This window comes from Streptosporangium amethystogenes (assembly GCF_000721075.1).
In the GTDB taxonomy this organism is placed as follows: Bacteria; Actinomycetota; Actinomycetes; order Streptosporangiales; family Streptosporangiaceae; genus Streptosporangium; species Streptosporangium amethystogenes.
In genome coordinates, this window is sequence record NZ_JOEQ01000004.1 from 368,148 (window position 1) to 394,709 (window position 26,562).

Genomic DNA, 26,562 nt, shown 5'->3' on the forward strand with positions numbered 1-26,562 from the left:
GGCCGCCGGCGGACGAGTCGTCCGGCCCGGCGGCCCTCGACGTCGCTCAGTCCTGGTCGGGGATCTCCAGGCGGGAGAGCGTCTGCGAGCACGAGGCGTTCCTGATCGCCGGTCGCCGGGCCAGGAGCTCCCTCGCCTCGCGCCGGGCCAGGTTCCAGCCGTTCCAGGGGTCGGGACCGGCGAGGTCGTTGGCCGCGATCACATCCAGCAGGACACAGCTGCGGGAGGGTTCCGGCAGCCGGTCCAGTGCGGGGACGGCCTCGGCGCCGAGGTCGCCCAGGTATTCGAGGTCGATCCGGTCCACGCCCCGTACCGCGATCTGGGTCTCGGCGACCCGCAGGTCGGGGTTCCACACCGCGAACGCCAGCAGCGAGGCGCTCGTCATCAGCACCAGGGTCCTGGGCAGCCAGCGCGCGTGCCCGCGCCTGGTGAGCCGGGCCGCGCCCGCCGCGAGGACCAGTGCGAAGACCCCGCCCAGCCACCAGACCGTCGCCGCCACCGAGGCCCGCAGCCGGGAGAGCCCGTAGGCCTCGGCGTACAGGTCCAGGCGGTGCAGCGCGGAGAAGAGGATCACCAGGGTCAGCACGCAGAGCAGGCCGAGCAGCCCGGCCATCAGCCACCGGTCGAACCCCTTGAGATCCAGCGTCCCCGAGGCGACCGCGACGATCGCCAGCACGAACACGCTGACGACGACGAGCTGGAAGAACCCCGAACGCGCGTACTCGGCGTAGGTCAGCCCGGTGGCGGAGACCACCCACCGGGTGGTGCCGAACAGCACGGTGAGCTGCATCCCCACGAACGTGGCGAACAGCAGGTTGAGCGCCGTCAGCGGGGTCACCCAGAGACCGCGGCCGACCGTGACCTTCAGGTCGGGGGCCTTCGGCTCGGCCACCGGCCGCAGGCCGACCAGCACCGCGGAGGCCACCACGACCGCGAAGACCACGAAGAGCAGGATCCGCAGCGGCAGCGACTCGGCCCAGTCCTGCGCGCTGAGCACCTGCTCGACGGCCTCGGCGAAGACCGCGTCCGCCGAGGCGAACAGCGCCCCGAACACCGCCAGCAGTACGACGGTCAGCCCGCCCCCCAGCAGCAGCGGGACCACCCTCCTGCGGTCCGCGAGACCCTTCAGCCTCGCGCCGAGGAACCACGGCACCGGCAGCAGGCCGAGAACCACCGACGCGCCTCCCCGCAGGACCCCGAGCCAGCCGCGCCCGGCCCCCGACAGAGCGAGCGCGGCCAGCAGGAACCCGGCCAGCAGGACCACCCCGACCAGCCAGTCGGCGTCCCTGAACATCACCGTCGCGACCAGCCCGTAGGCGATCGCCCCCATTCCGGCCGACCACGGGGTGATCCTGCTGCGCACCGCCGGAATCGCCGCCGCCCCCATGGCCGCGGAGACCAGCATGAGCCCGAGCCCTGCCCTGCTGTACGGCACCGCGACCGCGGCGAGCAGTCCGACGGCGACCGAGACCGGCAGCACCCACCGAGGGGTGTCCGGCAGATCGGGCCGGGGGAAGAGGGGCGGCGCCTCGTACCCGCCGGGGCTTCCGGCTCTTCCCTGTGGCTGAACAGCCGGCCGGTATTCCTCCCGGACCGGCGCGAAACCCCCCGGGGCTCCCATCGACTGCGCCGCTCTCTCCTTCTCCCGGACCTCCGGTACGGTGACGCGCTGCGCGACGGGTCCCCGCGCGGGAGGCCGGTCCGGGAGTGGTTCGCCGGCGGACCAGATCTCGTTGGTGGGTGTGGTGGCGCCGATGACCGTGCCGACGAACACACCGACCATGAAGAGGACGGCACCGACGAAAGCGGCCAGCAGGACGTCGAAGCCCGCGAGGCCGATGCCCACGATCACCGCGCAGACCAGCCCGGCGACACCCCCGAGGAAGAGGCCGAGGAACGCCCCGGGCCAGTTCCGCACCACGACCTGCTCCCGGCGCAGGTCCCGGACGAGGACCGGCCGGGGGGGAAACGGCTGCGCGGGCGGAGAGGACGGGGGAGGCGGCACGGCGGGCACGGTGGGCACGGGAGTGGAGGCTTCGGGGTCCGTGGGGGCGGACATGGGGACGGACAGCACCTGGTGCCCAGGCTTCCCGGCGGCGACCTCCCGTCGAGGAGCACCGGTCACGGTCGGCCCGGAGGCCCCGGCCGGTTCAGCGGAACCGGAGTCGATCCCGGCGGTCCCGCGAGGATCCGGCTGCTGAGCACCCCCTGAGATCTCATGAGGTTCCTGTTCCTGAGCGCTCCCGGTGACCTCGTGACGCTCGCCGATCCCCGTTGGCGTACCGCTCGCGTGCGGGGCGGAAGGCGTGGAGGCGGCGAGGTCCTCGTGGGCCTTTCCAGAGGCGGAAGGCGTCGAGACGACGGGATCCGCGACCTCGCGCGCGGGAGTCTCGTCCGATCTCGCACGGACCTTGTCCGGGGCGCCGTCGTGCACCGCCGCGGAGTTCGCCTCGGAGGAACTCGCCCCGGAGGGCGAAGGGTCGTTGGAAGACGAAGACGGGGGGGTCATCTCAATCCTTTCCGGGAGGTCGGTCACGATGTGGCAGCCGGGACCGTCTTCGACGTGGATGGAGCCGCCGTGGAGTTCGACGATCTCCTTGGTGATGGCCAGGCCCAGCCCGGCGCCGCCGTCGTCGGCGGCCCGTCCGGCGTCCAGGCGGGAGAAGCGCTCGAACGCCCGCGCCCGGTCCTCGGCCGCGATCCCCGGTCCCTGGTCGCTCACCCGGAGCCGGACGCCCTCTCCCCCGGTCGTCGCCGCCAGCAGCACGGTCCCGCCGTCGGGACTGTGCCGCACCGCGTTGTCCAGCAGGTTGGCGAGGACCTGCGCGAGCAGGTCGGGGTCGGCGCGCACGCTCAGTCCTTCCGGAACCTCGCAGCGGGCCGTCACGCCCTCCCTGGCCAGTACGGCCTCCCGAAGGGCCTGCTCGCAGAGCGGGCGCAGCTCGACGTCCTCACGCTCGATCAGCCGGGCACCTGACTCCAGCCGGGACAGATCGAGCAGCTGCGCGACCAGCCGGCCCAGCCGCTCGGTCTGGGCGAGCGCGGTGCCGAGGGTGACGGGGTCGGGCTCCGAGACCCCGTCGACCACGTTCTCCAGTACCGCCCGGAGCGCGGTGATCGGGGTGCGGAGCTCGTGGCTGACATTGGCCACCAGATCCCGCCGCTGCCGGTCCACCTCGCCCAGGTCGGCGGCCATCGCGTTGAAGGCTCGGGCGAGCTCGCCGACCTCGTCACGGGAGCTCGCGGTGACCCGCAGGCCGTACCGGCCCTTGGCGATGGTCTGCGCGGCGGCGGCCATCTCGCGGAGTGGCTTGGTCATCCCCCGCGCGAGCAGTTGCACCATGATCAGCGCGAACACCACGGCCACCGCGACGCGTACGTTGCGCGAGTAGCCGATGTTGAGGCCGACCTCGTTGACGACGAACGCCGTCACCACGGCCAGCAGGATCACCATGCCGAGCTTCGCCTTGATCCGGCCTAGGAAGTCGAGAGGTCTCACGGGTCGGCGCATCCCGGTGTCGGAGGGAAGGGGCATACAGGGGTTGAGTGCCGGGGAGGGCGATCGGTTCGGACCGGAGGCTCCCGGCGGGCGCGGGTGTGCTCCCCGCCCGACGCGGATGGAATCCCCGCCGGACGCGAGCGCGTTTCAGAGCCGTATCGGAACCCACGCTGACGGCGTGATACGTGTTCACCACCTGTCTGTGCTCCGTTCCTCAGCGGAGGTCGCGAACCTGAGGCCGCCGGGGCGCTCTGAGCCGGCGAGGGGCGCACCCGCGCGTGCGTTCACTGCCGGACGAGGGCGTAACCGACGCCGTGGACGGTACGGACGACGCCGGGGCCGAGCTTGCGGCGCAGCGCACGGACGTGGCTGTCGACGGTACGGGTCGCCGCGGCCTCGGAGAAGCCCCAGATGTCCGCCAGCAGCCGCTCCCGCTCGAAGACCTGGCCCGGACGCTCGGCGAGGCGGCAGAGCAGGTCGAACTCGGTCCTGGTCAGCTGGGCCTCGTCGCCCCGCACGTAGACCCGTCGCTCGGCGGTGTCTATCTCGACGTCGGCGACGCGGATGACCGTGTCGGCCACGGCCAGCTGGGAGGCCCGCTCGACCCGGCGGAGCAGGGCGTGCACCCGGGCGACCAGCTCGCGCATGCTGAACGGCTTGGCCATGTAGTCGTCGGCCCCGACCCCGAGCCCCACCAGCAGGTCGGTCTCCTCACCCAGCGCGGTGAGCATGAGCACCGGGACCGGCCTGGCCGCCTGCATCCGCCGGCACACCTCAAGGCCGTCGAGGCCGGGCAGCAGCCGGTCGAGCACCACCACGTCGGGCGCCGTCTTCGCGTAGGCGGCCAGCGCCGCCTCCCCGTCCCCGACGACCCGCACGTCGAAGCCCTCGGCGGCCAGCCTGTGACGTACGGCCCGCGCGATCGTCTCGTCGTCCTCGACCACGAGGACACGTCGTTGCTGAGGGGTTGCCATGCCCGGCAGCGTAGACCGGAGCCGTGCAGAAGGCCTGTGGTGAATTGTGAAGGTTCTGCGCACTCACCAGGAACGCCGTCCCCGGCTCCCGGCGACGGGTCGAGGTGACCTCGACCTCGTCCCACCTGGCCCGCGCAGCTGGGAGGTCATTCCGCCGGCGGCCGCAACGGAAAACCGCAGGGCCCCGTCTCACTCCGGCCGGGAGGCAGTGGGCGGGACCTCCGCGAGAGCGAAGGTCCCGCCCGGGCCGGTGGTCAGGCGAGGATCAGGCGGCGGCCGGTGATCCGGTAGCCGATCCGGGCGAACGAGGCGGCCATGGGCGCGTTGCCCACATCGGTGTTGTCGTTCACCTCGGGCTCACCCTCGGCGCTGAAGATGTGCAGCGCCTCGATGGCCAGGTCGTCGGCGTAGCCGTGACCGCGGTGGGCCGGGTCCACCCCGAGATAGCCGATCGTGGCGCTCCTGGAGTTGCGGGTGGGCATCACGACGCCGACGAGTTCACCCGACGCGTCGCGGGCGAGCCGCCACCGGCCGCGTCCGCCCGGCAGGTCCGCGACGCCGGCCACGGTCTGCTCGGCCGTCGCCCGCGCGCCCTGCTCCGCGAGGTGGCGCTGGTCCCAGTCGTCGAGGCTGCCCTCGGTGACGCGCGCCAGCAGGTCCAGCATCACCTCGTCGTCGTCCACCGGGGCGAAGGTGAGCCGGGCGGGCCTGGGTGGCAGACCGTACTCGGGACACCAGCGCAGGTTGAGCCGCTCGACGGACTGCCGCAACCCCGCCTTCTCCGCGGCGGCGATCCGGTCGGAGGCGTCGGCGAACGCGTCGGGACGCTCCCGCCAGTCGCCGGGCAGGAACAGGTGGTAGTCGGGCCGGGTACCGAACGGTGTGGCGTACCCGGGCGTGACCAGCGCCGCGTACGCGGCCCGCAGCAGGGCGGCGCCCACCTCGACCCGGTCGGGCCCGAACCCGGGGTCGAACCAGTCGAGGCTGTAGGGATGCTCGGAACCCGGCGGGCCCCAGAACCCCGCCCTGGCGACGACCTCGTCGCCACGCAGCGCGACCCAGACCCATCCGGACCGGTAGTCGAGCTTGTCGAAGGGCAGGTTGCGGGCGCCCACGCCGGAGGCGGGCAGCGCGCCGTAACGGTGGAACAGGTCGAACTCGTCCGCGTCGAGCGGACGGAAAAGCAGATCGAACAAGGGAGGCTCCAGAAAACAGATGCGCTTCCCGGATCTCAGGCGGCCTGTCGCCCGAGGCGGGAGCGCGTGACCAGGGTGGCGAACATGTACTCCTCACCTCCTCGTACTCGTGGGGACGGTCAGACTACCGGCGTGCCCGTCGCGTCCTCAACCGGATAAACGGCGTTTCCACCATGCTCGCGGAAACACCGGGCGCGGAGGTCGCCTCCCAAGCGGAGGCCGCAACCGGGTCCGCCCCCACCGGGCGCGCCACGAGCCGCGTCGCTAGGTCCGCGGCCGTCCCGGGGTTACCGTGACGGAGTGATCGATGTCACCGCGTACCTCCGCAGGATCGGAGTCAGGGTCGAGGGGCCCCCGAGCGTGGAGTCGCTGCACCTGCTGCACCGGGCGCACGTGCAGCGGGTGCCGTACGAATGCCTGGAGATCTGGCTGGGCCGGCCGACGACCGTCGACCCCGCCGAGTCGGCCGCGCGGATCATCGGGGGCCGGGGCGGCTACTGCTACCACCTCAACGGGGCGTTCTCCCTGCTGCTGGAGACGCTCGGCTACCGGGTGAGGAGGCATGTGGGCGGCGTGCAGGGCAAGGCCGAGGGGCCCCCGAACATAGACGGCGGCCATCTCGTGCTCACCGTCTCCGGCCTGCCCTGCCCGGACAACCCCGGCGGTGAGTGGCTGGTCGACCAGGGCCTCGGCGACGCGATCCACGACCCGCTCCCGCTCGTCGAGGGCACCTACCGGCAGGGCCCCTTCACCTACGGCCTGCGCCCCTCCGAGGTGGAGCCCGGCGGATGGCGGTTCGACCACGATCCGCGCGGCGGCTTCCTCGGCATGGACTTCCGTATCGGACCCGCCGAGATGTCGGAGTTCGCCGCGATGCACGAGTTCCTGTCCACCTCCCCCGAGTCGGGCTTCGTCCGGGTGGCCACGGTCCAGCGGCGCGACGCGAGCGGTGTCGACGCGATGCGGGGCCTGGTCCTCACCCGGGTCGGCGACCGTGAGCACACCCTGGTCGCGCAGACCGAACGTGACTACTTCGAGATGCTGGCCGACGTCTTCGCCCTCCATCTGTCCGACGTCACCTCAGCCGAACGTGCCAAACTCTGGCAGCGCCTGTGGACCGCTCATGAGAGATGGTCAGATTTCCAATGATTCGAGACCATACGAGCGCCTGACCTCGACTCCAGGCCGTCGGCGGCTTGAAATGTGCGGGCGCCCGGTCCCGGCTCCATCGCGTTGTGCGGATGCCCGTGACACCGCCTAAGCGGAAGGCAGGGCTCAATGCGGCATATGGAATCCCTTTTCATTGGTTCATGTGCCACTAAGTGACTATGTTGCTGTCCGCGATGGGATAGCGAACGGGGTGAGCAGGATCGACACTCAAGTGCTGGCGGACCGCTATCGGCTGCTCAACCCTCTCTCCGAGGGTGGGGCGGGCACGGTCTGGCTCGCCGCCGACGAGATGCTTGGCCGTGACGTGGCGGTGAAGGAGGTGCGGCTCCCACCCGACCTCGATCCCGCCAGGCGGCAGGAGGTCCTCGCCGCGGCGCTTCGCGAGGCCAATCTCGCAGCCCGGCTCAGGCATCCCTCGATCGTGACCGTCCACGACGTGATCATCGACCAGGAACGGCCCTGGCTCGTCATGGAGCTGCTGTCGGGCGCGTCCCTGGAGCAGACGGTCCGCGACCGGAGCCCGCTGCCGGTGCACCAGGTGGCCAGGATCGGCGTGGGCATCCTCAGCGCGCTCGGCGCCGCCCACGCCGCCGGGGTGGTCCACCGTGACGTGAAACCGGGCAATGTCTTCCTCACCAGGACCGGCAAGGCTGTCCTCACCGACTTCGGCATCGCGGTCGTCGACGGCGAGGTCACCTCGGGCCGGACCGGCCACCTGATCGGCTCGCCCAACTACATCGCGCCGGAACAGCTGCGCGGCGAGCGCGGCGGCCCCGTCTCCGACCTGTGGTCCCTCGGCGCCACGCTCTACTTCGCCGTCGAGGGGATGCCGCCGCACCCGGCGGAGACCCCCATCGCGGCGATCGGCCGGGTGCTCACCGAGCCGCCCAGGCCGCCGGAGCGCGCGGGCGGGCTGGGCCCGCTGCTGATGCACATGCTCGACCCGGCTCCCGAGGCCCGGCCGTCGTTCGACGCCGTCGCCCGCTCCCTGGCGGAGCTGGCCACCGGCCAGCCGACCACCGGAGCCGCCGGAGTCACCGGAGCCGCCGGGGTCGGCGGGGTCGGCGAGGTCGGCGAGGTCGGCGAGGTCGCCGGGACTCCAGCCACCGCGTCGCACCCCTCTCCGCCGCCCGCCACCCCCACCACCCCCGCCGTCGCCGACCCCGTTCCCGCCCCGGTAGGGCCGCCCGCGACGGGCCGGGGACGTGCGATGCGATGGGCCGCCGCCGAGATGGCCGGGATCGCGGTGGTCATCGGGGCCACCTTCGGGGTGACGTTCCTGCTGACCTCGGACCCGACGGAGGCCGAGCAAACGGTCAGGCTCAGTGAGAGTCCCGGCGCCTTCGGCACCCCGGTGGACGTGTGCACGCTCATTCCCGGCACCATGGCCAGGCAACTGCTGCCCGCGCTGGCGGGCGAGGGCAAGCCCACCAACGACGGGGGCTGCCAGTGGCCGGCCAAGGGCATGGGACTGGAGGTGCGTCTCCCCGGCAACAAGCAGTGGGGCAAGAGCCCCAGGCAGGCCCACGAGCTGTTCGTGAACCAGCGCCAGAGCACCATACCGAGCGGGGAGAGCGCCTGGAGCTGGCCGGAGATCCAGGCCGGTGTCCGCTCCGCCCGGTCCACGGCGCCGACGACCGTGGCCCCCGTCGGGGAGGAGTCGTTCGGCTACGACGTCTACGAGAACCGCATGACAGGCAGGCTGGAGCAGAGCTACGTGATCGTCCGCGTGGACAGCCTCGTGCTGCAGGTCGGTTACACCGTGGTGGACGGCAGCAAGGACGGTCCGGCGATCCAGGCGGGCGCCCACACAGCTGCGACATGGGTCGCGAACGCGTTGAACAACCAGAAAGCTGACGAATGAACCATCCAGACGTCCCCCTATCGCAGGGCAGGCACGCGGGCGGGCACACCGCTCCCGTGCCAGGGCCGGGGATCGCCGGAGCCGGGGTCCCGCCCATGCCTGAACAGAGCTCGCTGGAGCAGGTGATCACCCGGTTCGGGCCGATGCCCCCGCAACGGGCCGCGGTGGTCGGCTTGGCCGTGCTGGACCAGCTCGTGGCGATGCACAGGCAGGGCATGCTGCACGGGGATGTGCGACCGAGTTCGGTGCTGCTCGGCCCGTACGAGCAGATCACCCTCGCCGCGCCTTCCCTGCCGTCAACGCTCTTCACCTCTCCCGAGGGCGTTACCAGCCCCGCCGCCGACCTGTGGTCGCTCGGCGCGACCCTCTACACCGCCGTCGAAGGCCGCCCGCCGTCGCCAGGCGGCTCCCTGGACAACGCGGGCCCGATCGCGCCCGTGCTGTTCCGGCTACTCGCGGGCGACCCCTCCCAGCGGCCCGACCCCGACACCCTGCGCAAGATCCTGCTCGATATCTCGCAGTACCGTCCGGAACCTCCCCCCGCACCACTCCCCGTGGGTGCGCCCTCCCAGGCCTCCGGCCCCGCGGGTCCCGCGGCCTCCGTTCCCTTCACCCCCGCGGCCCCCGTTCCCTTCACCCCCGCGGCCCCCGCGGCCTTCGGGCAGGCGACCCTTCCGGCCGCCGGGGCACCGGCCCCCCAACCGCCGGGTGGTCTCGGAGCACCCGGCGCCGGGCAGGAGGGCGGGACCGTTCCGGTCACCGAGGCGGAGGTGACCGCGCCCTTGAGGAAGAACCTGACCGAGCAGATATCCGCCGTCACCGCCGGACTCACCCTCCAGGACGTCCCTGCCCCCCAGCAGGCCGCGCCCCCTCCTTCGAACGCGCCGACCGCCTGGCAGGGCCCGATCCCTCCGCTGGACACACCGGCCGCCTGGCAGAGCCCCCTCCCGGGCCCACTCCCGGGCCCGCCCCAGGGTCCGCCCCACCCTGGCGTGCCCTTCCAGCACGGTTTCCCGCCACCTCATCCGAACCCTCCGGACGAGCCCACCTCGGTTGAGCCGGTCCCCGTCCCCGAGGCGACGAGAGGGACGGCGGACGAGCCCACCGAGCGTTCCACCCGGGCGACGGGGATACTCGTGCCCCGGCCGGTCGTGGCGCTGACCGGGGTGCTGCTCTTCGGCATGGCGGTCAGCATCGGCATCCTGCTCACCTCGGTGCTCGCCAACGCGGACGACGACATCTCCGCCGAACCCTCCGGGGCCAAGGGGCGCTTCGCCACGGCGCCTCGGGCCTGCGGCCTGCTCGACGACAAGCAGGTGAACCAGCTGGTGCCGGGATTCAACAGCTCGGAGGTCGAACACTCGGCGTGCGACTGGCTCAACCGGTACGACTGGCGAAAGCCCAACGTGGAGAAGTACGACCTGCGGGTCCGGCTGATCGCCCAGAAGCAGAACGGGTCGGAGGTCGCCAGAGCGAAGGAGTACCTGGCCGGCAAGAAGAAGGACATCCTCGACAAGGGCCAGTTCGCCACCCCCAAGCCGCTCCCGCCCAAGGACCTGCGAGGGATCGGCGAGGAGGCGTTCACCTCCGGCGGGCACAACTCCATCAACCTGTACGGCGGGTCCTACAAGACGACCGTGGTCTTCCGGATCAGCAATCTGATCGCCGAGGTCGACTACGAGCGGGGCGGCGTCCAGGAGGACCCGGACGGCAAGATCACCGAAGGCGCGTTGCAGGCGGCGCGCTGGCTCGCCGAGTCCCTGAAGACCGATGGCTGATCCGGCGGCCGGCCCGCTGCCCGTACTGGCGGGCCGCTACCGGGCGCTCGCACGGCTCGGCGCGGGCGGGATGGGCGTGGTGTGGCGGGCTCGTGACGAGCTCCTGCACCGCGAGGTGGCGATCAAGGAGGTCACGCTCGCCCCGCACCTGCCCCAGGAGCACCGCGACGAGATGCGGGAGCGCACCATGCGCGAGGCCCGCGCCGCCGCCAGGCTCGGGCACCCGTCCATCGTGGCGGTCCACGACGTCATCGCCCAGGACGGCCGCCCGTGGATCGTGATGGACCTGGTCAGGGGCCGTTCGCTGGACGACGCGATCCGCGCCGACGGGCCGTTGCCACCGCACCGGGTGGCCGTGATCGGCCTGGCTGTGCTGGACGCGCTGACCCTCGCGCACAGCCGGGGCATCATGCACCGCGACGTCAAACCGGCCAACATCATGCTCGCCCAGGACGGTGGGGTGCTGCTGACCGACTTCGGCATCGCCACGGTGGAGGGCGACGCCCAGCTCACCTCACCGGACGCGCTGGTCGGTTCCCCCGGCTACATCGCCCCCGAGCGGTTGCGCGGCACCGGCGACGGTCCGTCCGCCGACCTGTGGTCCCTGGGCGCGACCCTGTACGCGGCGGTCGAAGGCCAGGGCCCCTTCCGGCGCGACACGCCGGTCGCCACCATCGGCGCGGTACTCACCCAGGAGACCCCCTTCCCCTCCCGGGCCAGGGAGCTGGCGCCCGTACTGCTGGCCATGCTGGCCAAGGATCCCCGGCAGCGCCCGGGAGAGTCGGGGCTGCGCGCCGCGCTGCGGCAGGTCGCCCAGGGACTGCCGGCGGGACCGCTCTCCCCGGCGACCGGACCGCAGGTTCCGCCGCCCCAGGCCGCGGCACCCCAGACCACGGCTCCGGCACCGATCAGACCGCGTCGTACCGGCCTGATCGTCGGAGCCTCGCTGGCCGTGGTCGCGGCGGCGGTGGCCGGTACGGTGCTGCTGACCATGGGCGGGCCAAAGACCCCCGAGACACCGTCGCGGGCGGCGAACGCCGGGCGGTTCGCCACCGCCCCCGACCCGTGCACGCTGCTGACCGGGCCCCAGGCCAAGGTCGCGGTGCCGAGCGCGTCGCCGCTGTTCATGGAGGCCACCCAGAACAGTGAGCCTTCCTGCAGCTGGGACGACCTCCTGGGTGACAGCCGTACCGACCGCAGGTTGCGAATCGCGGTCGGTCACAGGGCCCCCACCCCCGGCAAGAGCGGCCCCGACACCGCTCACGCGTTCTTCGTCTCCGAACGCACCTCGGTCGTCGCCGACCAGGGCAACGGCCTCCTGGGGTCCACCGGCCCGCTCAGGAACATCGGCCGGGTCGGGGCGGAGGCGTTCTCCTACGACGTGGTCGCCCTGGACCGGATCCACTCCGTGATCCGGTTCCGGGTGAGCAACCTGCTGGTCGAGGTCAACCTGTCGGAGGTGGGAAAGCGCGCCGGAACCGCGCTGCGGCGGGACACCCTGAAGATCGCACGCCAGGTCTCCGAGGAGCTGAACAGCCGTGACTGAGAAACGCGCCGCGACGGGAGGGTTCGCGTGACCGATCCCAGCCTCCTGGCCGGGCGCTACCGCATGCTGGAGCGCCGCGACCGCGCGGGGACGAGCTGGCGCTCGCGCGACGAACTGCTCCGCCGCGACGTCACGATCTCCGAGGTGCCGCTGCCGCCGCCCGGGCCGTCCCGCGATCGCCTCCTCCACCAGATCCGTGCGGCCGCGGGCCTGCGGCATCCCGGCGTCACCGCCCTGCACGACGTGATCTCGGGTTCCGACCGGTTGTGGCTGATCATGGAGTCGGTCGAGGGGCGCTCACTGCTCCAGTACGTCCGGGCCGACGGCCCGCTCCCCGCCGAGCGGGCGGCCGAGATCGGGCTCCGCGTGCTGGACGCGCTGGCCGCCGCCCGCGAGCTGGGCGTCCACCTGGCCGCCGCTCCCGACAGCGTGCTGCTCACCCCCGACGGGCGGGTGGTGCTGACCGGCGTCGCCGCCCTCGGGTCCACCGACGAACTGCGCGATCTGGGCAGCACCCTGTTCACCGCCGTCGAGGGCCGGGCTCCGCACACCGGTCCCCGCCCGGCTCCACTGACGGCGGGCGGTACACCACTGGCCGAGCCCGGCGGCGACTCGACGGCTTCCGGCCCGCTGGCCCCGCTGGTCGAGGAACTGCTCGCCGCCGGACCCGGCCACCGGCCCGACGCCACCTCGGTACGACTGACCCTGGAGCGGCTCGTCCCCCGGCCCGCCCGCGGCGGACACCGGGAGCCCGGAGCCGGCGGCGGCCCTCGCAGGACGCCTCTCCTCGCCGTCGCCGCCGCCGCCCTCGCCGTACTCCTCCTGGGCACCGCCTACTGGTTCTGGCCCCGCCCCACCGAGTCCACGACAGGGTCCACGACGGGGTCCGCACCGGTCGCGCTGCCCACCGCCTTCGCACACACACCCGACCCCTGCACGCTCATCTCCGCCCAGCAGGCGGACGACCTGGCACTGGACACCACCCCCACGGAGGAGAACAAAGAGTGCAAATGGGCGACCAATGACCCCGATCAGCCTCCGAACCTGCGGTACACCCTGTGGATCTCCGCCTTCGGCTTCACCTCCGACGAGGCTGCCCGGCGTAACTACGCGAGGTTCCTCAAGGAGGCCCGGGAACGGACCAGAACGGATGTGGGAGCCGCCCTCACCCACGTCAAACCGGTGGAGGCACTGGCCGGGATCGGTTCCGAGGCATACCGCAACGAGGTCACCAACGGGCTGACCTACAACAGCTCCGTGGGCTTCCGCGCGGCCAACCTCGTGATCATCGTCCAGTACCAGCGCGGCGTCCCCGAAGACGCCAACGGCACCACCGGCGAAGGAGCGCTCAGGACCACCCGGTGGATCCTCGAAAGGCTCAGCCGCGAGAGCTGAGCCCCGGTCCGGGCCTCAGCCGGGTAGCAGGAAGCGGACCTCGCGGCGTTCGAGCGGCCGGCCGCAGGCTCTGCACAGCAGTACCGGCCGGAAGGCCGCGCCGCAGCGCAGGTGGGTGATGGACAGGGCCGAACCCTCGGAGGCGGGGAGCTCGCGCTGGGCCCAGTCGACCAGGAGGGCGAAGACCTCGAAGAAGGCCAGCCCCCGATCGGTGAGACGGTAGGAGCCGTCGGGCCGGGGGTCGAAGACGCCCAGCTCGACGAAGCGGCGCAGCCGGTCGGTGAGCACCGAGGGCGCGATGCCGAGGCCGGACTGGAAGTCGACGAAGCGGCAGGTGCCGAGGAACGCCCCGGCCAGCACGCTGGTGCTCCACCGGTCACCGAGGATCTCCATCGACGCCGGGCAGTAACCGATCAGGTCGGCCGGGGTTCCGGAGCGGACCGTACGGCGGTGCCGCCGAGGCGGGCCGATCCGGGAGAAGGCGACCTGCGGCCCCGGCTCGGTCCTGGTGTCGCGGGCGCTCATCGGCTCCAGGCAGACCCCGCACCCGAGGCGGGGCTCGGCGTCCTGACCACACAGCTCGTGCAGCAGCGGGGGGAAGTGTCCCTGGGAGACCCAGTCGCGCTCCCACGCATGGATCGCCACCAGCAGTGCCCACAGCCGGAGCCCCCGCTCCGTCAGCCGGTACTCGTAGCGGGTGCGGCCGTTGCGGTACGCCGACAGCTCGAAGATGCCGTGGTCGACCAGCTCCCTGAGCCTGGCCGCGAGGACCGACTCGGAGATGCCCAGCGCGTCGCGCCAGCCCGCGAAGGTCCGAATCCGCAGCAGGAACGCCCGCTGCAGGATCAGCAGCACCCACCGGTCTCCCAGGATCGCCAGCGCCTGCCCGATCGCACCGAGTTCGGCTCGCACCGGCTCCCGCTCAGCGCCGTCCACAACGTGTCCTCCAGGTGGTCGCGTGGTCATGGTCGTTCCCGGTAAACATGATCGTTTCGACCTCCGGCGAAACCGCCAATCCACCACTATCTGGACAGGCCGTCGCGATCCCCGGCAGGATCGCGATCACGGAACGCGCCGGGGTGCTCAGGGCACTGGCGGAGCAGCGAGAATCACGATATATCTCGGTTGGAACCGCGCGGCGGGTCCAACCGTTGGACTGGCGACGCACAATGAAAAGAGACGGGGCATCCGCCCCGCGTTCGGAGGATGTTGAGGATGTCGCCAATCCAGAAGTACGCGATCGGCGCCGGAGCAGTGGTGTTCCTGTCGTGGCTGTTCCTGCCGGGTTTCCTGACGCTGCTGATCCTCCTGGGCGTCGTCGTCGCCCCGGTCGTCGGCTACCTGATGCTCGACCCGTCCCAGCGCGAGCGGCTCAAGCGCGCCCGACGCCGCGGTCTCGGCCGCTGACCTGAAGACCATCCCGCCCATCGAGGCCCGGCCTCGCGAGCCCACGTCCCGAGGGCCGCGACCGCCGGGTCCGCGAGGGCCCCGGCCGGTCAGGCGGGGGCGGTCACCAGCTCCGATTCCACCCGGCGGGTGACCTTGCGCTCGAACACGAACGAGAGCAGCGGCACGGTGCCGGCGAGCATCACCCCGAGAATGAACGGCCACGTCCAGCGCGCCTTCATGCCCAGGTTCATCGCGGCCACGAGATAGAGCATGTAGAGGAAGCCGTGGATCGGGGAGACGATCTTCGAGGGCTCCTCGATGCCGAAGCCGTACCTGAGCACGATGCAGGTGACCAGGACGAGCAGCATCACGCCGACGACGTACGCCAGGATGCGAAAGGGCTTGAGAGCGGATTCCACGGTCGGTTACCTCGGTCTTGGGGTTCGGTTCACAGGACGGTGCGAGCTGGCAGAGCGGGGGTTTCCGGAGCGGCGGGCTCAGCGTCGGGGTCGGGGCCGTCCTCCCGCGCGCGGCCGCGCAGCGCGTCGCGTACGAAGTGCCACCACATGAAGACCGCGAACAGCCCGAAGATCCACCACTGGGCGGCATAGGCGAGGTTGCGCCAGGTGAGCACCCCGGACTCGGTCGGCGGGGGGGCGTTCACCGGCTTGGCCGCGACCGCGGGGGCCGGTGACTGCTCAGCGGCCACCACGAACCCGTTACGCAGCTTCGTGTCCCGCCAGAGATTGATCAGTTCGGCCGACGACACGGTCAGCACCTGCCCCTGCGGCAGCTGCCGGGTCCGGCGCTGGACGCTGTCGGTGGCCTCCGAGGGCTGCAGCCGCCCGCTGACGGTCACCCTGCCCTCGGGCACGGCCGCCACGGCGGGATCCTGCGCCGTGGCCACCCAGCCGCGCACCACGGGAACGTAGGTTCCGTCGCCGAGATCGAGCGCCGTGAGCAGCCACAGGCCCCCGTCGCGCTCGGCCACCAGTAGCTGCTTCGAGGCGTCGAAGGCGCCCTCCGCGATCACCCTGCGGCTGACCGCGTCGGCCGTTATGTGCTCTCCGGGCGCGGTGAGGGTGGCGACCGCCACGGGGGCGGGGTCGACCAGTGCCCGGGGCCCGCCGGACTCCTCGAAAACGCCGAGCTGCCACCTGCCCAGCAGCCCGCACACGATGAGGGCTCCGATCGCGAGCAGGTGGAGCACCACCACGCGTGCGGAGAACAGGATGCGGAGCATGACACCACGCTATCCGCCCCGGTGGTCGGTCCGGTCCTCAGCACCCGCCTCGGTCCGGTGCGAGAACGAGCTTCCCGGGAAAGTGGACAAATCACTGTTGGGGAGGCATCCGATATCGCTAAAGTCATCCTCATGTCTGATCCTCAGCAGATTGACCCCGCGGGCAACACCCAGGCGTTCCGCGCGTTCGCCCAGCGCAAGGACCCGGAGGCCGCCCCTGAGAAGCGGTCGCTCGCCCTGCCGATCACGGCGGCCGTGGTGGTCGCGGTGCTGGTCATCGTCGTTGTGGCCGCATACCTGCTGCTCTAACCACCGGACAGTCCGAAGCGCCGACGGCACCGCCCTCGGCGCTTTTCGCGTTCCCCGGCGACAGGAACGTGCCGACCGGTCGGTGTGAGGAGGGTCACCGTGCCACGCATATGGACGACGCGACCAGCGCTCATTAAATTAGACAAAGAATCCAATAGCAGCGAGCGCGGAACGCTCTCATCGCCGTAGCCGGAACCGGCGGAGAACCCGTGCCATCCGAGAGGTCACCGACGACAGAGGTCAGCAAGGAGATCGCATGAGCACGCATCCCGGGATCACGATCATCGGCACCGGTTTCGCCGGACTGGGCATGGCGATCAAGCTCAAGGAAGCCGGATACCACGACTTCGTCATCCTGGAGAAGGCCGACGACCTGGGCGGGACCTGGCGGGACAACACCTACCCCGGCTGCGCCTGCGACGTCCCCTCGCACATGTACTCCTTCTCGTACGAGCTCAATTCCGGCTGGTCGCGGATGTTCGCCCCCCAGGCCGAGATCTGGGACTACCTGCGGGCCTGCGTCGACAAGTACGACCTGGCGAAGCACCTGCGGTTCGGCAAGAAGGTCGTCGGGCTGGAGTACGACGACGCGACCCGCGACTGGCGGGTGAGCGTCGCCGGAGAGGAGACGTTCACCACCAACGCCGTGGTCTCGGGCATCGGCGCGCTGCACGTGCCGTCCTTCCCCGCGATCCCCGGCCGCGAGAGCTTCGCGGGCAGCTCCTTCCACTCGGCGGAGTGGGACCACTCGGTGGACCTGGAGACCCGCGCGCTGGGCTTCACCGTCGACCCGCGCCTGATGAAGATCCACGAGAAGATGGCCCTGAGCCACCTCGCCAAGCAGGTCCCCGACCCGGCGCTGCGTGCCAGGCTCACCCCCGACTACACGATCGGCTGCAAGCGCATCCTGATCTCCAACGACTACTACCCGGCACTGGGCAGGGAGAACGTCGAGGTGATCACCGACGGGGTGCGCGAGATCAGGGAGAACTCGATCGTCGACTCCACCGGCAGGGAGATCGAGGTCGACGTGATCGTCTACGGCACCGGCTTCAAGGTCATCGAGGCGCTGGACGAGCAGCGGATCATCGGCAGGAACGGCAGGAAGATCCAGGAGGCCTGGCAGGACGGCGTGGAGGCCTACTACGGCATCACCACCGCCGGGTTCCCGAACCTGAACGAGGGCGGTTGCAGAAGCTGGTACCTCGACGAGCACGGCGTCAACAGAACGGTCTGGCCGGGCTTCACCTTCGAGTACTGGGCACGCACCCGGAGGCTGAAGCCGGAGGCCTACGAACTGATCCGCTGAGGGGTCCGGCGACCCGTTGAGACTGTGCCCCTGGCGCGTGAGCTCGGCACCGTAGCGATCGAGGAACGCCTGCTCGGACAGCCCGATTCGACAACGCCGACGGCACTGCCCTTCGACGTTCCTGGAGCAGGGGACATGCCGATCACATCGGTGTGAGGTGCGTCATATTCAACCGGTATGGACCGAACAAGATCTGCCATTCATCATAAGCAAGGCCTCCAATAGCGCGAACCGCAGTTGGATGCTCCCTCTCGGTCGCGCCGCACGCGTCCGCGCCTCACCCTTCCTGTCCAAACTTCGCGAACCGCGCCGCCGGAGAACCCGGCACCGCGGAGGGACCGGCGCTGCCGGGAACCTGGCAAGGAGACGCATGAGCACGCGCCCCGGTATCACGATCATTGGCTCCGGCTTCGCCGGACTCGGCATGGCGATCAAGCTCAAGGAAGCCGGATACCACGACTTCGTGATCCTGGAGAAGGACCACGAGGTCGGCGGCACATGGAGGGACAACACCTACCCGGGCTGCGCCTGCGACGTCCCCTCACACCTCTACTCCTTCTCCTACGAGCTCAACCCGAACTGGTCTCGGATGTTCTCCGGCCAGGCCGAGATCCGGGACTACCTGCGAGCCTGCGTCGCCAAGTACGACCTGGCCCCGCATCTGCGGTTCGGTACGAAGGTCAGCGAACTGGAGTACGACGACACGGCCCGTCACTGGCGGGTGAGCGTCGAAGACGGGGAGGCCATCACCACCAACGCGGTGGTCTCAGGCGGCGGCGCGCTGCACGTGCCGTCCTTCCCCGCGATCCCCGGCCGCGAGAGCTTCGCGGGCAGCTCCTTCCACTCGGCGGAGTGGGACCACTCGGTGGACCTCACGGACGCTGCGCACCTCGATCTACTGGGCGATGGAGAGTCTCGCCATGGGCTTCGCCGTCGACCCGCGCCTGATGAGGACCCACCAGCGGGCGGCCCTGTACCACCTGACCAGCAAGGTCTCCGACCCCGTGCTGCGTGCCAAGCTGACCCCGGACTACACGATCGGCTGCAAGCGCATGCTGCTGTCCAACGACTACTACCCGGCGATGGTCAGGGACAACGTCGAGGTGATCACCGACGGGGTGCGCGAGATCAGAGAGAACTCGATCGTCGACTCCACCGGCAGGGAGATCGAGGTCGACGTGATCGTCTACGGCACCGGCTTCAAGGTCACCGAGACCCTGAAGGACCAGCGGATCATCGGCAGGAACGGCAGGAAGATCCAGGAGGCCTGGCAGGACGGCGTGGAGGCCTACTACGGCATCACCACCGCCGGGTTCCCGAACCTGACGAGCACGGCGTCAACAGGACCATCTGGCCCGGCTTCAGCTTCGAGTACTGGGCACGCACCCGGAGGCTGAAGCCAGAGGCCTACGAACTGATCCGCTGAGGGGTCCGGCGACCCGTTCCCGACCGGCGGCGGATCGGCCACCCGGTCGCTCAACCGGCCCGGTCACCGAAACCGGCGGCGCGGCCGAGACCGCGCCGCCGGACGTCCGTGCGTACCGCCGCGAGAGGCTACCTTCGCTCGCTCACCACCAGCGCGCTGCCACCGCCGCGCCGGGTCGGTTCCGCCACCGCCTGGAGCCTCCCGTTCCGCAGGAACTCGACGGCCGTGGCCGCGCCGATCTCGGGGTTCAGCACGAGGCTGTGCCCCTGGCGCGTGAGCTCGGCACCGTAGCGATCGATGAACGCCTGCTCGGCCTGAGTCTGGGCGGTGTTGCGCTGCGTGGCCCGGGGGGCGGCGAGCGCCTCGGGCAGCGACATGCCGAAGTCCCAACGGTTGAGGAGGATCTGCAGCACCGTGGTGATGATCGTCGAGCCGCCGGGGGACCCCAGCGCGAGCAGCGGCCGGTCATCGTTCAGGACGATCGTCGGTGCCATCGAGGAGCGGGGGCGCTTGCCCGGCGCGGGCAGGTTCGGGTCGCCGGGGGCGGGGCCGAAGGTGAAGTCGGTCAGCTCGTTGTTGAGCAGGAAGCCCCTGCCGGGGACGACGATGCCGTTGCCGCCGGTCGACTCGATGGTGATGTTGTAGGCGACCACGTTGCCCCACCGGTCCGCGACCACCAGGTGCGTGGTCTCCGGCCCCTCCGCGGCCGTCTCGGTGGCCTCCGCGGACGGCGCCGCCTGGCACGGCCCGTACATCCCGTCGGGGTCGCCGGGCGCGGCCGGGTGTGGCATCGCCCGCTCGCCGATCAGGCAGGCGCGCTCCTTGGCGAACCCGTCGGAGAGTAGTTCCTTCAGCGGGACGCCGGGGATGTCCCCGACGTACTTGCCCCGGTCGGCGAAGGCGAGCCTGGACGCCTCCAGGTACTCGTGCTCGCCGACCTCGGGCAGGACCTCAAGGATGTTGAGCGCCTCGCCGACCGTCGAGCCTCCCGAGGACGGCGGCGCCATGCCGTAAACGTCCATGCCCTTGTAGGTCATCTTGGTGGGCGGCCGTTCGAGCGCCCGGTACGCCTTCAGGTCGGACAGCTCCATCAGCCCCGGCCGCACGTTACGGGTGGCTCCGGGGGTGACCGGCGGCTTCTTGACCGTGGCCACGACCTCGGCGCCGAGGGCACCGCCGTACAGCCACTCCCCGCCCAGCCTGCCGAGCCTGCGGTAGGTGTCGGCCAGTTCGGGGTTGCGGAAGGTGGAGCCGACCGGCGGCGGGGCACCGCCCGGCAGGTAGAGCTTGGCCGTGGAGGTGAAGTCCTTGAAGCGGGCGGCGTTGGCCGCGGTCTGGTCGTAGAAGGTCTGGTCGACCTTGAATCCCCTGGTGGCGACGTCGATCGCGGGTCTCAGCGCCTGGCGCAGCGAGAGCGTGCCGAACCTGCGCAGCGCCAGCTCCCACTGGGCCACGCTGCCGGGCACCCCCGCCGAAAGCCCGCTGGTCACCGCGTCGTCGAACGGGATGCCCTCCAGGGAGGCAGGGCCCATCGCCTTCGGCGCGGCCTCCCGGCCGTCGATGGTGTGGATCTTCTTGCGGCGCGCGTCGTAGTAGACGATGAACCCTCCGCCGGCCAGTCCCGCCGAGTAGGGCTCGGTCACGCCCAGGGTGGCGGCCGCGGCGACCGCGGCGTCCATGGCGTTGCCGCCCTCGCGCAACACGCCCAGCGCGGCCTTGCTGGCGTCGAGGTCGACGGTCGAGACCGCGCCACCGGACCCCTCCGCGACGGGTTTCTTCTCCGCCTGCGACACCGGTGGAGACACCGCGGACGGGGACAGCGCGGATGGGGACAGCGCGGATGGGGACAGCGCGGATGGGGACAGCGCGGGCGGAGACGCCAGCGCGGGCTGGACAAGCAGTAAGGAACTTCCCACCAGGATCCCCGCCAGGGGGGTGATGCGACGACTGATCATGAAGACCTCCCGCAGACAGCTTGACTCAGCCGGTGACCCTTGTCAGCCCCTTCCCTCCCCCGAAGGGTGTAGTGCCACATACATCACTGAAGGGACGCAAACGCTGCGAAAGCGCACGTAAAGTGCTGAGCGTGCGTGCCAAACCCCGCTGGATCGACCTCCTCCTCCCGCTGTTCGTGGGGGCCCTCCAGGTCGTGGGCACCCACACCGTGCAGTGGTGGCAGATCCACGACACCGGCATGCTCCGCGTCCCGCTCGGTCCGCTGGGCTACGCGCTGCTGCTGGCCGGACCGCTGGCGCTGACCGTCCGGCATCGCCACCCGGCGATCAGCGTGATCGTCTCGGTGGGCGCGACCCTGCTCTTCGTCGGCCTGGGCCACGCCTACGGCCCGGTCTTCCTCAGCCCGATCATCGCGTTCCACACCGCCGTGGTCGGCGGCCACCGGCGGGTGGCATGGCCGCTGTGGGGCCTGGCCTACGTGTTCTTCGCGGTCTACCTGTCCTGGTTCGCCCCCGCCCGCTCTCCCGGCTGGTTCCACAACCTCGCGATGGCCGCGCTGATGGGCCTGGTGCTGGTGGTGGCGGAGTTCTCCCGGGCCAGGAACGAGCGGCAGGCCGAGCACAAGCGGGTGGAGCGGGAGGAGGTGCGGCGGCAGGCCAGCGAGGAGCGGCTGACCATGGCGCAGGAGTTGCACGACGTACTCGCGCACAACATCTCCCTCATCCACGTCCAGGCCTCCACCGCGCTGCACCTCATCGAGGACCACCCCGAGCAGGCGAAGACCGCGCTCACCACGATCAAACAGGCGTCCAAGGACGTGCTGACCGAGATGCGCTCGGTGCTCAACGTGCTCCGCGACGGTGCGCCCCGCTCCCCGACCGCCGGCCTGGACCGGCTCGACGAACTCATCGAACGCAGCGGGCTGCGGGTCGTCAAGAACGTCACCGGCGAGGTCAGGCCGCTGCCTCCCGGGGTCGACCGGGCCGGTTACCGCATCGTCCAGGAGGCCCTGACCAACGTCACCAGGCATGCCCCGGGCGCCTCGGTCACGGTCGCCCTCGACTACGGCCCCCGCACGCTGACCCTTCGGGTCACCGACTCGGGCGGCAACGCCCCCGGAGAGAGCCTCGGCAGCGGCAACGGCGTCCCCGGCATGCGGGAACGGGCCTCGGCCCTCGGGGGAACGCTGACCGCCGCACACCATGGAAGGGGCTTCCGCGTCGAGGCCCGGCTGCCGATCCCGGAGGAGTCCGAATGATCAAGATTGTCCTCGCCGATGACCAGGCCCTCGTCAGGGCGGGGTTCCGGGCCCTGCTGGACGCGCAACCGGGGATGACCGTGGTGGCCGAGGCCGGCGACGGGTCCCAGGCCCTGCGGCTGGCCGCCGAGCACCAGCCGGACGTGGTCCTGATGGACATCCGCATGCCCGGCATGGACGGGCTGACCGCCACCAGGAAGATGCCTCCCGGGCCGAAGATCATCATCTTGACCACCTTCGAGCTCGACGAGTACGTCTTCGAGGCCCTCCGCAACGGCGCCAGCGGCTTCCTGGTCAAGGACACCGAACCGGCCGAGCTCATCCAGGCCGTCCGGGTGGTGGCCGGAGGCGACGCGTTGCTCTCCCCCGGCGTGACCCGCCGCCTGATCGCCGAGTACGCCAGCCGCGCCAAGGAGCCGCACCGCAGTCGCGACCTCGACCTGCTCACCGACCGCGAGCGCGAGGTCCTCGCCCTGGTCGGCACCGGGATGACCAACGACGAGATCGCCGGCAAGCTCTTCATGAGCCCGGCCACCGCCAAGACCCACGTCAGCCGGACCATGATGAAACTCCACGCCCGCGACCGCGCCCAGCTCGTCGTCATCGCCTACGAATCCGGCCTTGTCCGCCCCGGCTGGGTCTGACCCTCACGCTTTCTCACTGGAATTCCACGCTTCACCCCCCTCACCCTGGAAAACTCAGCGTGTCCACAACAGCACGGAGGGGCATATGGGCATGGAAACAGGACTACGACGGCGCCACGCGGATCTGTGTCCCTCACCCGAGACCGCGCCCCGACGCCTGCCGCACACACCGCGCGAGCTCTTCGACGCGCTTCCCTCCCTTCCGGGGTTACGGGCCGAGGTGATCGACGGGAGGTTGGTGGTGAGCCCACTGGGGACCCCCGAATACGCCCGAGCTGCGATGCTCCTTTCCCTACGACTCCACCCACTGATCACGGATGGCGATCTGGAGGCGTACACGAGCAACGTCGCGGTCTGCATCGACGGGTCCTATGACCCAGTTGTTCCCGATTTCGTGCTGGCCCGGGTCGACTGCCCGCGCTGGGGCACCCGCGAGCTGCTCTCCTCCGGCCTGCTCATGGTGGCCGAGATCGTGTCGCCGGGAAGCGTCACCGACGACCGCGACCGCAAGCCCGACATCTACGCCTCCGGCGGCGTCCCGGTGATGCTCCTCATCGACCCCGTGGCCGCCCCCGCCACCGTGACGGTCCTCAGCGACCCCAAGGAGGGGGCGTACCGGACCTCCACCCGGGTCGAGATGGGCTCGCACCTGCACATCCCGGAACCGGTCGACTTCACCCTCGACACGTCGATCTTCGCGACCCCCCAGGGCACAACGTGACGGACGGCAGGGAACGACCCGGGGGTCGCGTCCCCGGTGGCAGGAACCGGGACGTCCGGTAAGGGCGGCATGAGCGCTGGGTAAGGAAATGTCACTGTCGGTTGACCTCCGGCGGGATTAGGTTGGCTCCGTGGGGATCTGGAGTGGCACCGGAGATGTCCGCTGAGCGCGGGGGCGGCCACGCTGTTCGCCGGAGGGCTCGCCGCGGGACTGGTGGCGGGCACCACCTCGTGCGCGGCCGTGCAGGGTGGCCTGCTCACCGGACTCTCCTCGGGTGGCCGATCGGCCTGCTCAGGCGGGCACGGCGCCCCCGCCCCGGGGCTGTCGAACCCGGCGGCCGTCGCGCTCTTCCTCCTCGGACGCTCCGGCTCCCACCTGGCGGCCGGTGTCCTGCTCGGGCTGGTGGGATCCGCCGTACAGCTGGGACCTCAGATCAGGGCCGCGCTGCTCGTCGTGGCCGGGATCGCGGTCATGATCTTCGGGCTCCGCGCGTTCGGCCGCGAGCCCGAACCGCGGGGGCACGAGTGCGGACAGGATCAGGAAAGCGGCGAACCGAACGGTGAGCACGGACCCGGCGAGACCACGGACGGGCGCGCCTCCCGACGCGGCGCCTTCTCCCCGCGCGACAACGCCTCCCGGCACGGCACCACCCTCCGGCACGACACTGTCTCCCAGCGCGGCGCCGTCTCCCGGCTCACCGCTCCCACGCCCCGGGCGGTGGCGCTGGGCGCGGCGACGGTCCTGCTGCCGTGCGGGGTGACGCTCAGCGTCGAGATGGTGGCGGTCTCCAGCGGATCGGCACTGGGCGGGGCCGCGGTGATGGCGGGGTTCGTGGCCGGGACGGCACCGGCGTTCGCGCTGCTCGGACTCCTCCTGCGGCGGGCCGCCACCACCAGGCTGGCGGCGCTGGCGGGGGTCGTCGCGCTGGCGGCTGGCCTGTGGACCGTCTCCTCGGGGCTGCGCCTGGGAGGCTGGCTGCCCGGATCCGGCGGCCCGGCACTGGCGGCGGGCCACCCCGCACCGGCGACGGACGACCCGGCGACGGCAGGCGGCCGGAGGGGGCGAACGGCGGCCGATCCGGCGGGAGCGGCCACGCGTGGCGGCGTGCAGCGGATCGAGATCTGGGCCACCCGCGGCGGCTACCGTCCCGGCGTGGTGACCGCTCGCGCGGGAGTGCCCACCGAACTCGTCTTCCACCTCGAAGGCGACCCCGGCTGTCCCCGGACCCTCACCATCGCCGGCCGCGACGTGGCGCTCCCCGCCACCGTGCGGCTCGGCGCGCGGGACGCGGGTTCCCTGCGTTACAGCTGCTCGATGGGAATGTATCCGGGGTTCGTGAACTTCGTCTGAGCCGGACGCGAGACGGAACTCCGTGATTACCCTCCGCGATCGACTGGTTACATGGGACCCTGTGATCTGTCGGCTGCGTGCCGTCGGCAAGGAGGGGACATGGGGTGGTGGCCTGACGACCCGGAGGCGAGCGCGGGGCTGATACCCACCCCCCGGAGCACTGAGCACGAGAACGACACGGACGGCGAGACGGAGCTGCTGCTCTCCGCGCACGGCGGTGACGTGCAGGCCGCTCATCTGCTCGGCCGCCACTTCGCGCAGCGGGGTGACCGCTCGGCGGCGCGGCACTGGTGGGAGCGCGCGGCGGCCGCGGGCAACCTCGACAGCGCCTACAACCTGGGCGTCTGGCACGAGAAACACGGCACCCCCGGGGAGGCCGCGAGGTGGTACGAGCTGGCGGCCGTCGCCGGCGACGTCGAGGCCGCGGTGAACCTGGCGGCGCTCCTGCTCGACCAGCACGGCGACGTCCCGGCCGCCCGGCGGTGGTACGAGACGGCGGCCAGGGCGGGCTCCCGCGCCGCTGCCAGGAGGCTCGCGCTGCTCTGCGAAGACGCCGGCGAGACGAAGGCCGCCGGGGAGTGGCACCGCAGTGCCGCACTGGACGGCGATCTGGCCTCGGCCCACGACCTGGGGTTCCTCGGCTACGCCGCCGGCGAGGACGACGAGACGCTGCGCTGGTGGGAGCTGGCCGCCCGGGGCGGTCACGCCGACGCGGCCTACCACCTCGGCCTTTTCCTGCAGGCCAACCGCGATCCGGAGGGGGCGGAGGCGTTCTACCGGCTGGCCGCCAGGAACGAGCACCCCGGAGCCGCGTCCCAGCTCGGCGGGATCGCGCTCTCCCTCGGCGACCTGCGCACCGCTCGCGCCTGGTTCGAGCGGGCCGCCTGCACCGGCAGGATCGACGACCAGCGGACCGCGGGGTTCGTGTGCGTGGAGATGAGCGACGCGCGAGGGGCCAGCCACTGGTTCAGCCGGGCCGCGGCGGGTGGCGATCCGGAGGCCGCTTTCAATTTCGGTCTGCTGCTCATCGCCGAGCACAGCGACCTGCGAGGCGGGCAGCACTGGTTCCGTCAGGCGGCACAGGCCGGGCACCACAGGGCCGCCGTCGAACTGGCCGCGCTGCTGTCGGCCGCGGGTTTCTCCCGCGAGGCGGAGCGGTGGCTCGCCGATCCGCCGTCCCCGCTCTGGGATCGGAGCACCGAACCCGAGCTCGTCGCCCGTGCCGAGCTGGCCGCGGCCGCCGTGGCCCGGCGGGGCGGCACCCCACTGAGGGTCGGCGACCTGACCGAGCTCCTCGGCACCTGGGATCTCGTCACCCGGCCACTGCGCGACCACACGGACGTCACGGCCTGGCTGACCGAACGGAGCGGGCTGCCACCGGACGCGATCGAGCACCTGGCGTCCATCCGGGCCACGCTGCTCCGCCCCGGCGGAGCAGCGTGGCCGGCCCCGGCGGAGGTCGAGCAGGCCCTGGTCACCGCCCGTGCCCTGCGCTCCGGCTGGTCCCCGTGACCGATGCGGAGACCGATACGACA

The 26,562-nt window shown here is 71.4% G+C and carries 21 protein-coding genes and 1 pseudogene; 15 read left to right on the forward strand and 7 right to left on the reverse strand.

The window, feature by feature from the left end; all coding sequences use genetic code 11:
• Positions 1–46: 46 nt before the first annotated feature.
• The 3 genes from IG98_RS0106465 to IG98_RS0106475 form a co-directional block, all read right to left on the reverse strand.
• Entirely contained in the window at positions 47–3,499 is a 3,453-nt protein-coding gene (locus tag IG98_RS0106465) for a DUF4153 domain-containing protein (protein WP_245651415.1), read from the reverse strand.
• Positions 3,500–3,783: 284 nt separating this feature from the next.
• On the reverse strand, positions 3,784–4,473 hold the full coding sequence (locus tag IG98_RS0106470) for a response regulator transcription factor (RefSeq protein WP_030906926.1): 690 nt from the start codon (positions 4,471–4,473) through the stop codon (positions 3,784–3,786).
• Positions 4,474–4,727: 254 nt separating this feature from the next.
• Positions 4,728–5,669: a GNAT family N-acetyltransferase gene (locus IG98_RS0106475; protein ID WP_030906930.1), complete on the reverse strand. Its 942-nt coding sequence runs from the start codon at positions 5,667–5,669 to the stop codon at positions 4,728–4,730.
• Between the two features lie 300 nt (positions 5,670–5,969).
• On the opposite strand from IG98_RS0106475, the gene IG98_RS0106480 reads away from it, so the two are divergent.
• From IG98_RS0106480 to IG98_RS46615, 5 genes are all read left to right on the forward strand, one after another.
• On the forward strand, positions 5,970–6,818 hold the full coding sequence (locus tag IG98_RS0106480) for an arylamine N-acetyltransferase family protein (protein ID WP_030906935.1): 849 nt from the start codon (positions 5,970–5,972) through the stop codon (positions 6,816–6,818).
• Between the two features lie 211 nt (positions 6,819–7,029).
• The gene (locus IG98_RS0106485; protein WP_169750082.1) at positions 7,030–8,703 is read left to right on the forward strand and encodes a serine/threonine-protein kinase; all 1,674 of its coding nucleotides are present in this window, start codon (positions 7,030–7,032) and stop codon (positions 8,701–8,703) included.
• A gap of 95 nt (positions 8,704–8,798) precedes the next feature.
• Positions 8,799–10,481 (forward strand): serine/threonine-protein kinase, encoded by a 1,683-nt coding sequence (locus IG98_RS50155; RefSeq protein WP_030906944.1) that lies wholly within the window; start codon positions 8,799–8,801, stop codon positions 10,479–10,481.
• Positions 10,474–12,027 (forward strand): serine/threonine-protein kinase, encoded by a 1,554-nt coding sequence (locus IG98_RS0106495; protein ID WP_051751685.1) that lies wholly within the window; start codon positions 10,474–10,476, stop codon positions 12,025–12,027. Before IG98_RS50155 ends, IG98_RS0106495 begins: the two co-directional genes overlap by 8 nt.
• Positions 12,028–12,054: 27 nt before the next feature.
• Entirely contained in the window at positions 12,055–13,422 is a 1,368-nt protein-coding gene (locus IG98_RS46615) for a protein kinase family protein (RefSeq protein ID WP_051751687.1), read from the forward strand.
• Between the two features lie 15 nt (positions 13,423–13,437).
• Here the strand turns inward: IG98_RS46615 and IG98_RS0106505 are convergent, their stop codons facing one another.
• Entirely contained in the window at positions 13,438–14,358 is a 921-nt protein-coding gene (locus IG98_RS0106505; protein WP_051751688.1) for a winged helix-turn-helix transcriptional regulator, read from the reverse strand.
• Positions 14,359–14,637: 279 nt separating this feature from the next.
• Between IG98_RS0106505 and IG98_RS0106510 the strand changes: the two genes are divergently transcribed.
• Positions 14,638–14,829, forward strand: a complete 192-nt coding sequence (locus IG98_RS0106510; protein ID WP_030906954.1) for a hypothetical protein — start codon at positions 14,638–14,640, stop codon at positions 14,827–14,829.
• Positions 14,830–14,918: 89 nt separating this feature from the next.
• Here the strand turns inward: IG98_RS0106510 and IG98_RS0106515 are convergent, their stop codons facing one another.
• Both IG98_RS0106515 and IG98_RS0106520 read right to left on the reverse strand, forming a co-directional pair.
• On the reverse strand, positions 14,919–15,230 hold the full coding sequence (locus IG98_RS0106515) for a DUF3817 domain-containing protein (RefSeq protein ID WP_030906957.1): 312 nt from the start codon (positions 15,228–15,230) through the stop codon (positions 14,919–14,921).
• Positions 15,231–15,259: 29 nt separating this feature from the next.
• Positions 15,260–16,054 (reverse strand): SURF1 family protein, encoded by a 795-nt coding sequence (locus IG98_RS0106520; protein ID WP_030906959.1) that lies wholly within the window; start codon positions 16,052–16,054, stop codon positions 15,260–15,262.
• Positions 16,055–16,186: 132 nt separating this feature from the next.
• Between IG98_RS0106520 and IG98_RS51815 the strand changes: the two genes are divergently transcribed.
• From IG98_RS51815 to IG98_RS53150, 4 genes and pseudogenes are all read left to right on the forward strand, one after another.
• Complete coding sequence (locus tag IG98_RS51815; protein ID WP_169750083.1) at positions 16,187–16,363, forward strand: hypothetical protein; 177 nt, start codon at positions 16,187–16,189, stop codon at positions 16,361–16,363.
• Positions 16,364–16,619: 256 nt separating this feature from the next.
• Positions 16,620–17,672, forward strand: a complete 1,053-nt coding sequence (locus tag IG98_RS0106530; RefSeq protein ID WP_030906961.1) for a flavin-containing monooxygenase — start codon at positions 16,620–16,622, stop codon at positions 17,670–17,672.
• A gap of 424 nt (positions 17,673–18,096) precedes the next feature.
• Positions 18,097–18,483, forward strand: a pseudogene (locus IG98_RS53145) (flavin-containing monooxygenase); the annotation flags it as partial.
• Between the two features lie 94 nt (positions 18,484–18,577).
• Positions 18,578–19,069 carry an NAD(P)/FAD-dependent oxidoreductase gene (locus tag IG98_RS53150; RefSeq protein WP_245651439.1) on the forward strand — a complete coding sequence of 164 codons (492 nt, stop codon included), beginning with the start codon at positions 18,578–18,580 and terminating at the stop codon, positions 19,067–19,069.
• Between the two features lie 157 nt (positions 19,070–19,226).
• On the opposite strand, the gene IG98_RS0106540 is transcribed toward IG98_RS53150, so the two are convergent.
• Positions 19,227–21,053, reverse strand: a complete 1,827-nt coding sequence (locus IG98_RS0106540) for a gamma-glutamyltransferase family protein (protein ID WP_030906963.1) — start codon at positions 21,051–21,053, stop codon at positions 19,227–19,229.
• Between the two features lie 131 nt (positions 21,054–21,184).
• On the opposite strand from IG98_RS0106540, the gene IG98_RS0106545 reads away from it, so the two are divergent.
• The 5 genes from IG98_RS0106545 to IG98_RS0106565 all read left to right on the forward strand — a co-directional run bounded on the left by IG98_RS0106545 (position 21,185) and on the right by IG98_RS0106565 (position 26,539).
• Positions 21,185–22,312 carry a sensor histidine kinase gene (locus IG98_RS0106545; protein ID WP_030906965.1) on the forward strand — a complete coding sequence of 376 codons (1,128 nt, stop codon included), beginning with the start codon at positions 21,185–21,187 and terminating at the stop codon, positions 22,310–22,312.
• Positions 22,309–22,956 carry a response regulator transcription factor gene (locus IG98_RS0106550; RefSeq protein ID WP_030906968.1) on the forward strand — a complete coding sequence of 216 codons (648 nt, stop codon included), beginning with the start codon at positions 22,309–22,311 and terminating at the stop codon, positions 22,954–22,956. Before IG98_RS0106545 ends, IG98_RS0106550 begins: the two co-directional genes overlap by 4 nt.
• A gap of 91 nt (positions 22,957–23,047) precedes the next feature.
• Entirely contained in the window at positions 23,048–23,677 is a 630-nt protein-coding gene (locus IG98_RS46620; RefSeq protein ID WP_084195195.1) for a Uma2 family endonuclease, read from the forward strand.
• Between the two features lie 210 nt (positions 23,678–23,887).
• Positions 23,888–25,027 carry a sulfite exporter TauE/SafE family protein gene (locus IG98_RS52355; RefSeq protein WP_281178447.1) on the forward strand — a complete coding sequence of 380 codons (1,140 nt, stop codon included), beginning with the start codon at positions 23,888–23,890 and terminating at the stop codon, positions 25,025–25,027.
• Between the two features lie 99 nt (positions 25,028–25,126).
• The gene (locus tag IG98_RS0106565; RefSeq protein ID WP_030906976.1) at positions 25,127–26,539 is read left to right on the forward strand and encodes a tetratricopeptide repeat protein; all 1,413 of its coding nucleotides are present in this window, start codon (positions 25,127–25,129) and stop codon (positions 26,537–26,539) included.
• Positions 26,540–26,562: the final 23 nt, after the last annotated feature.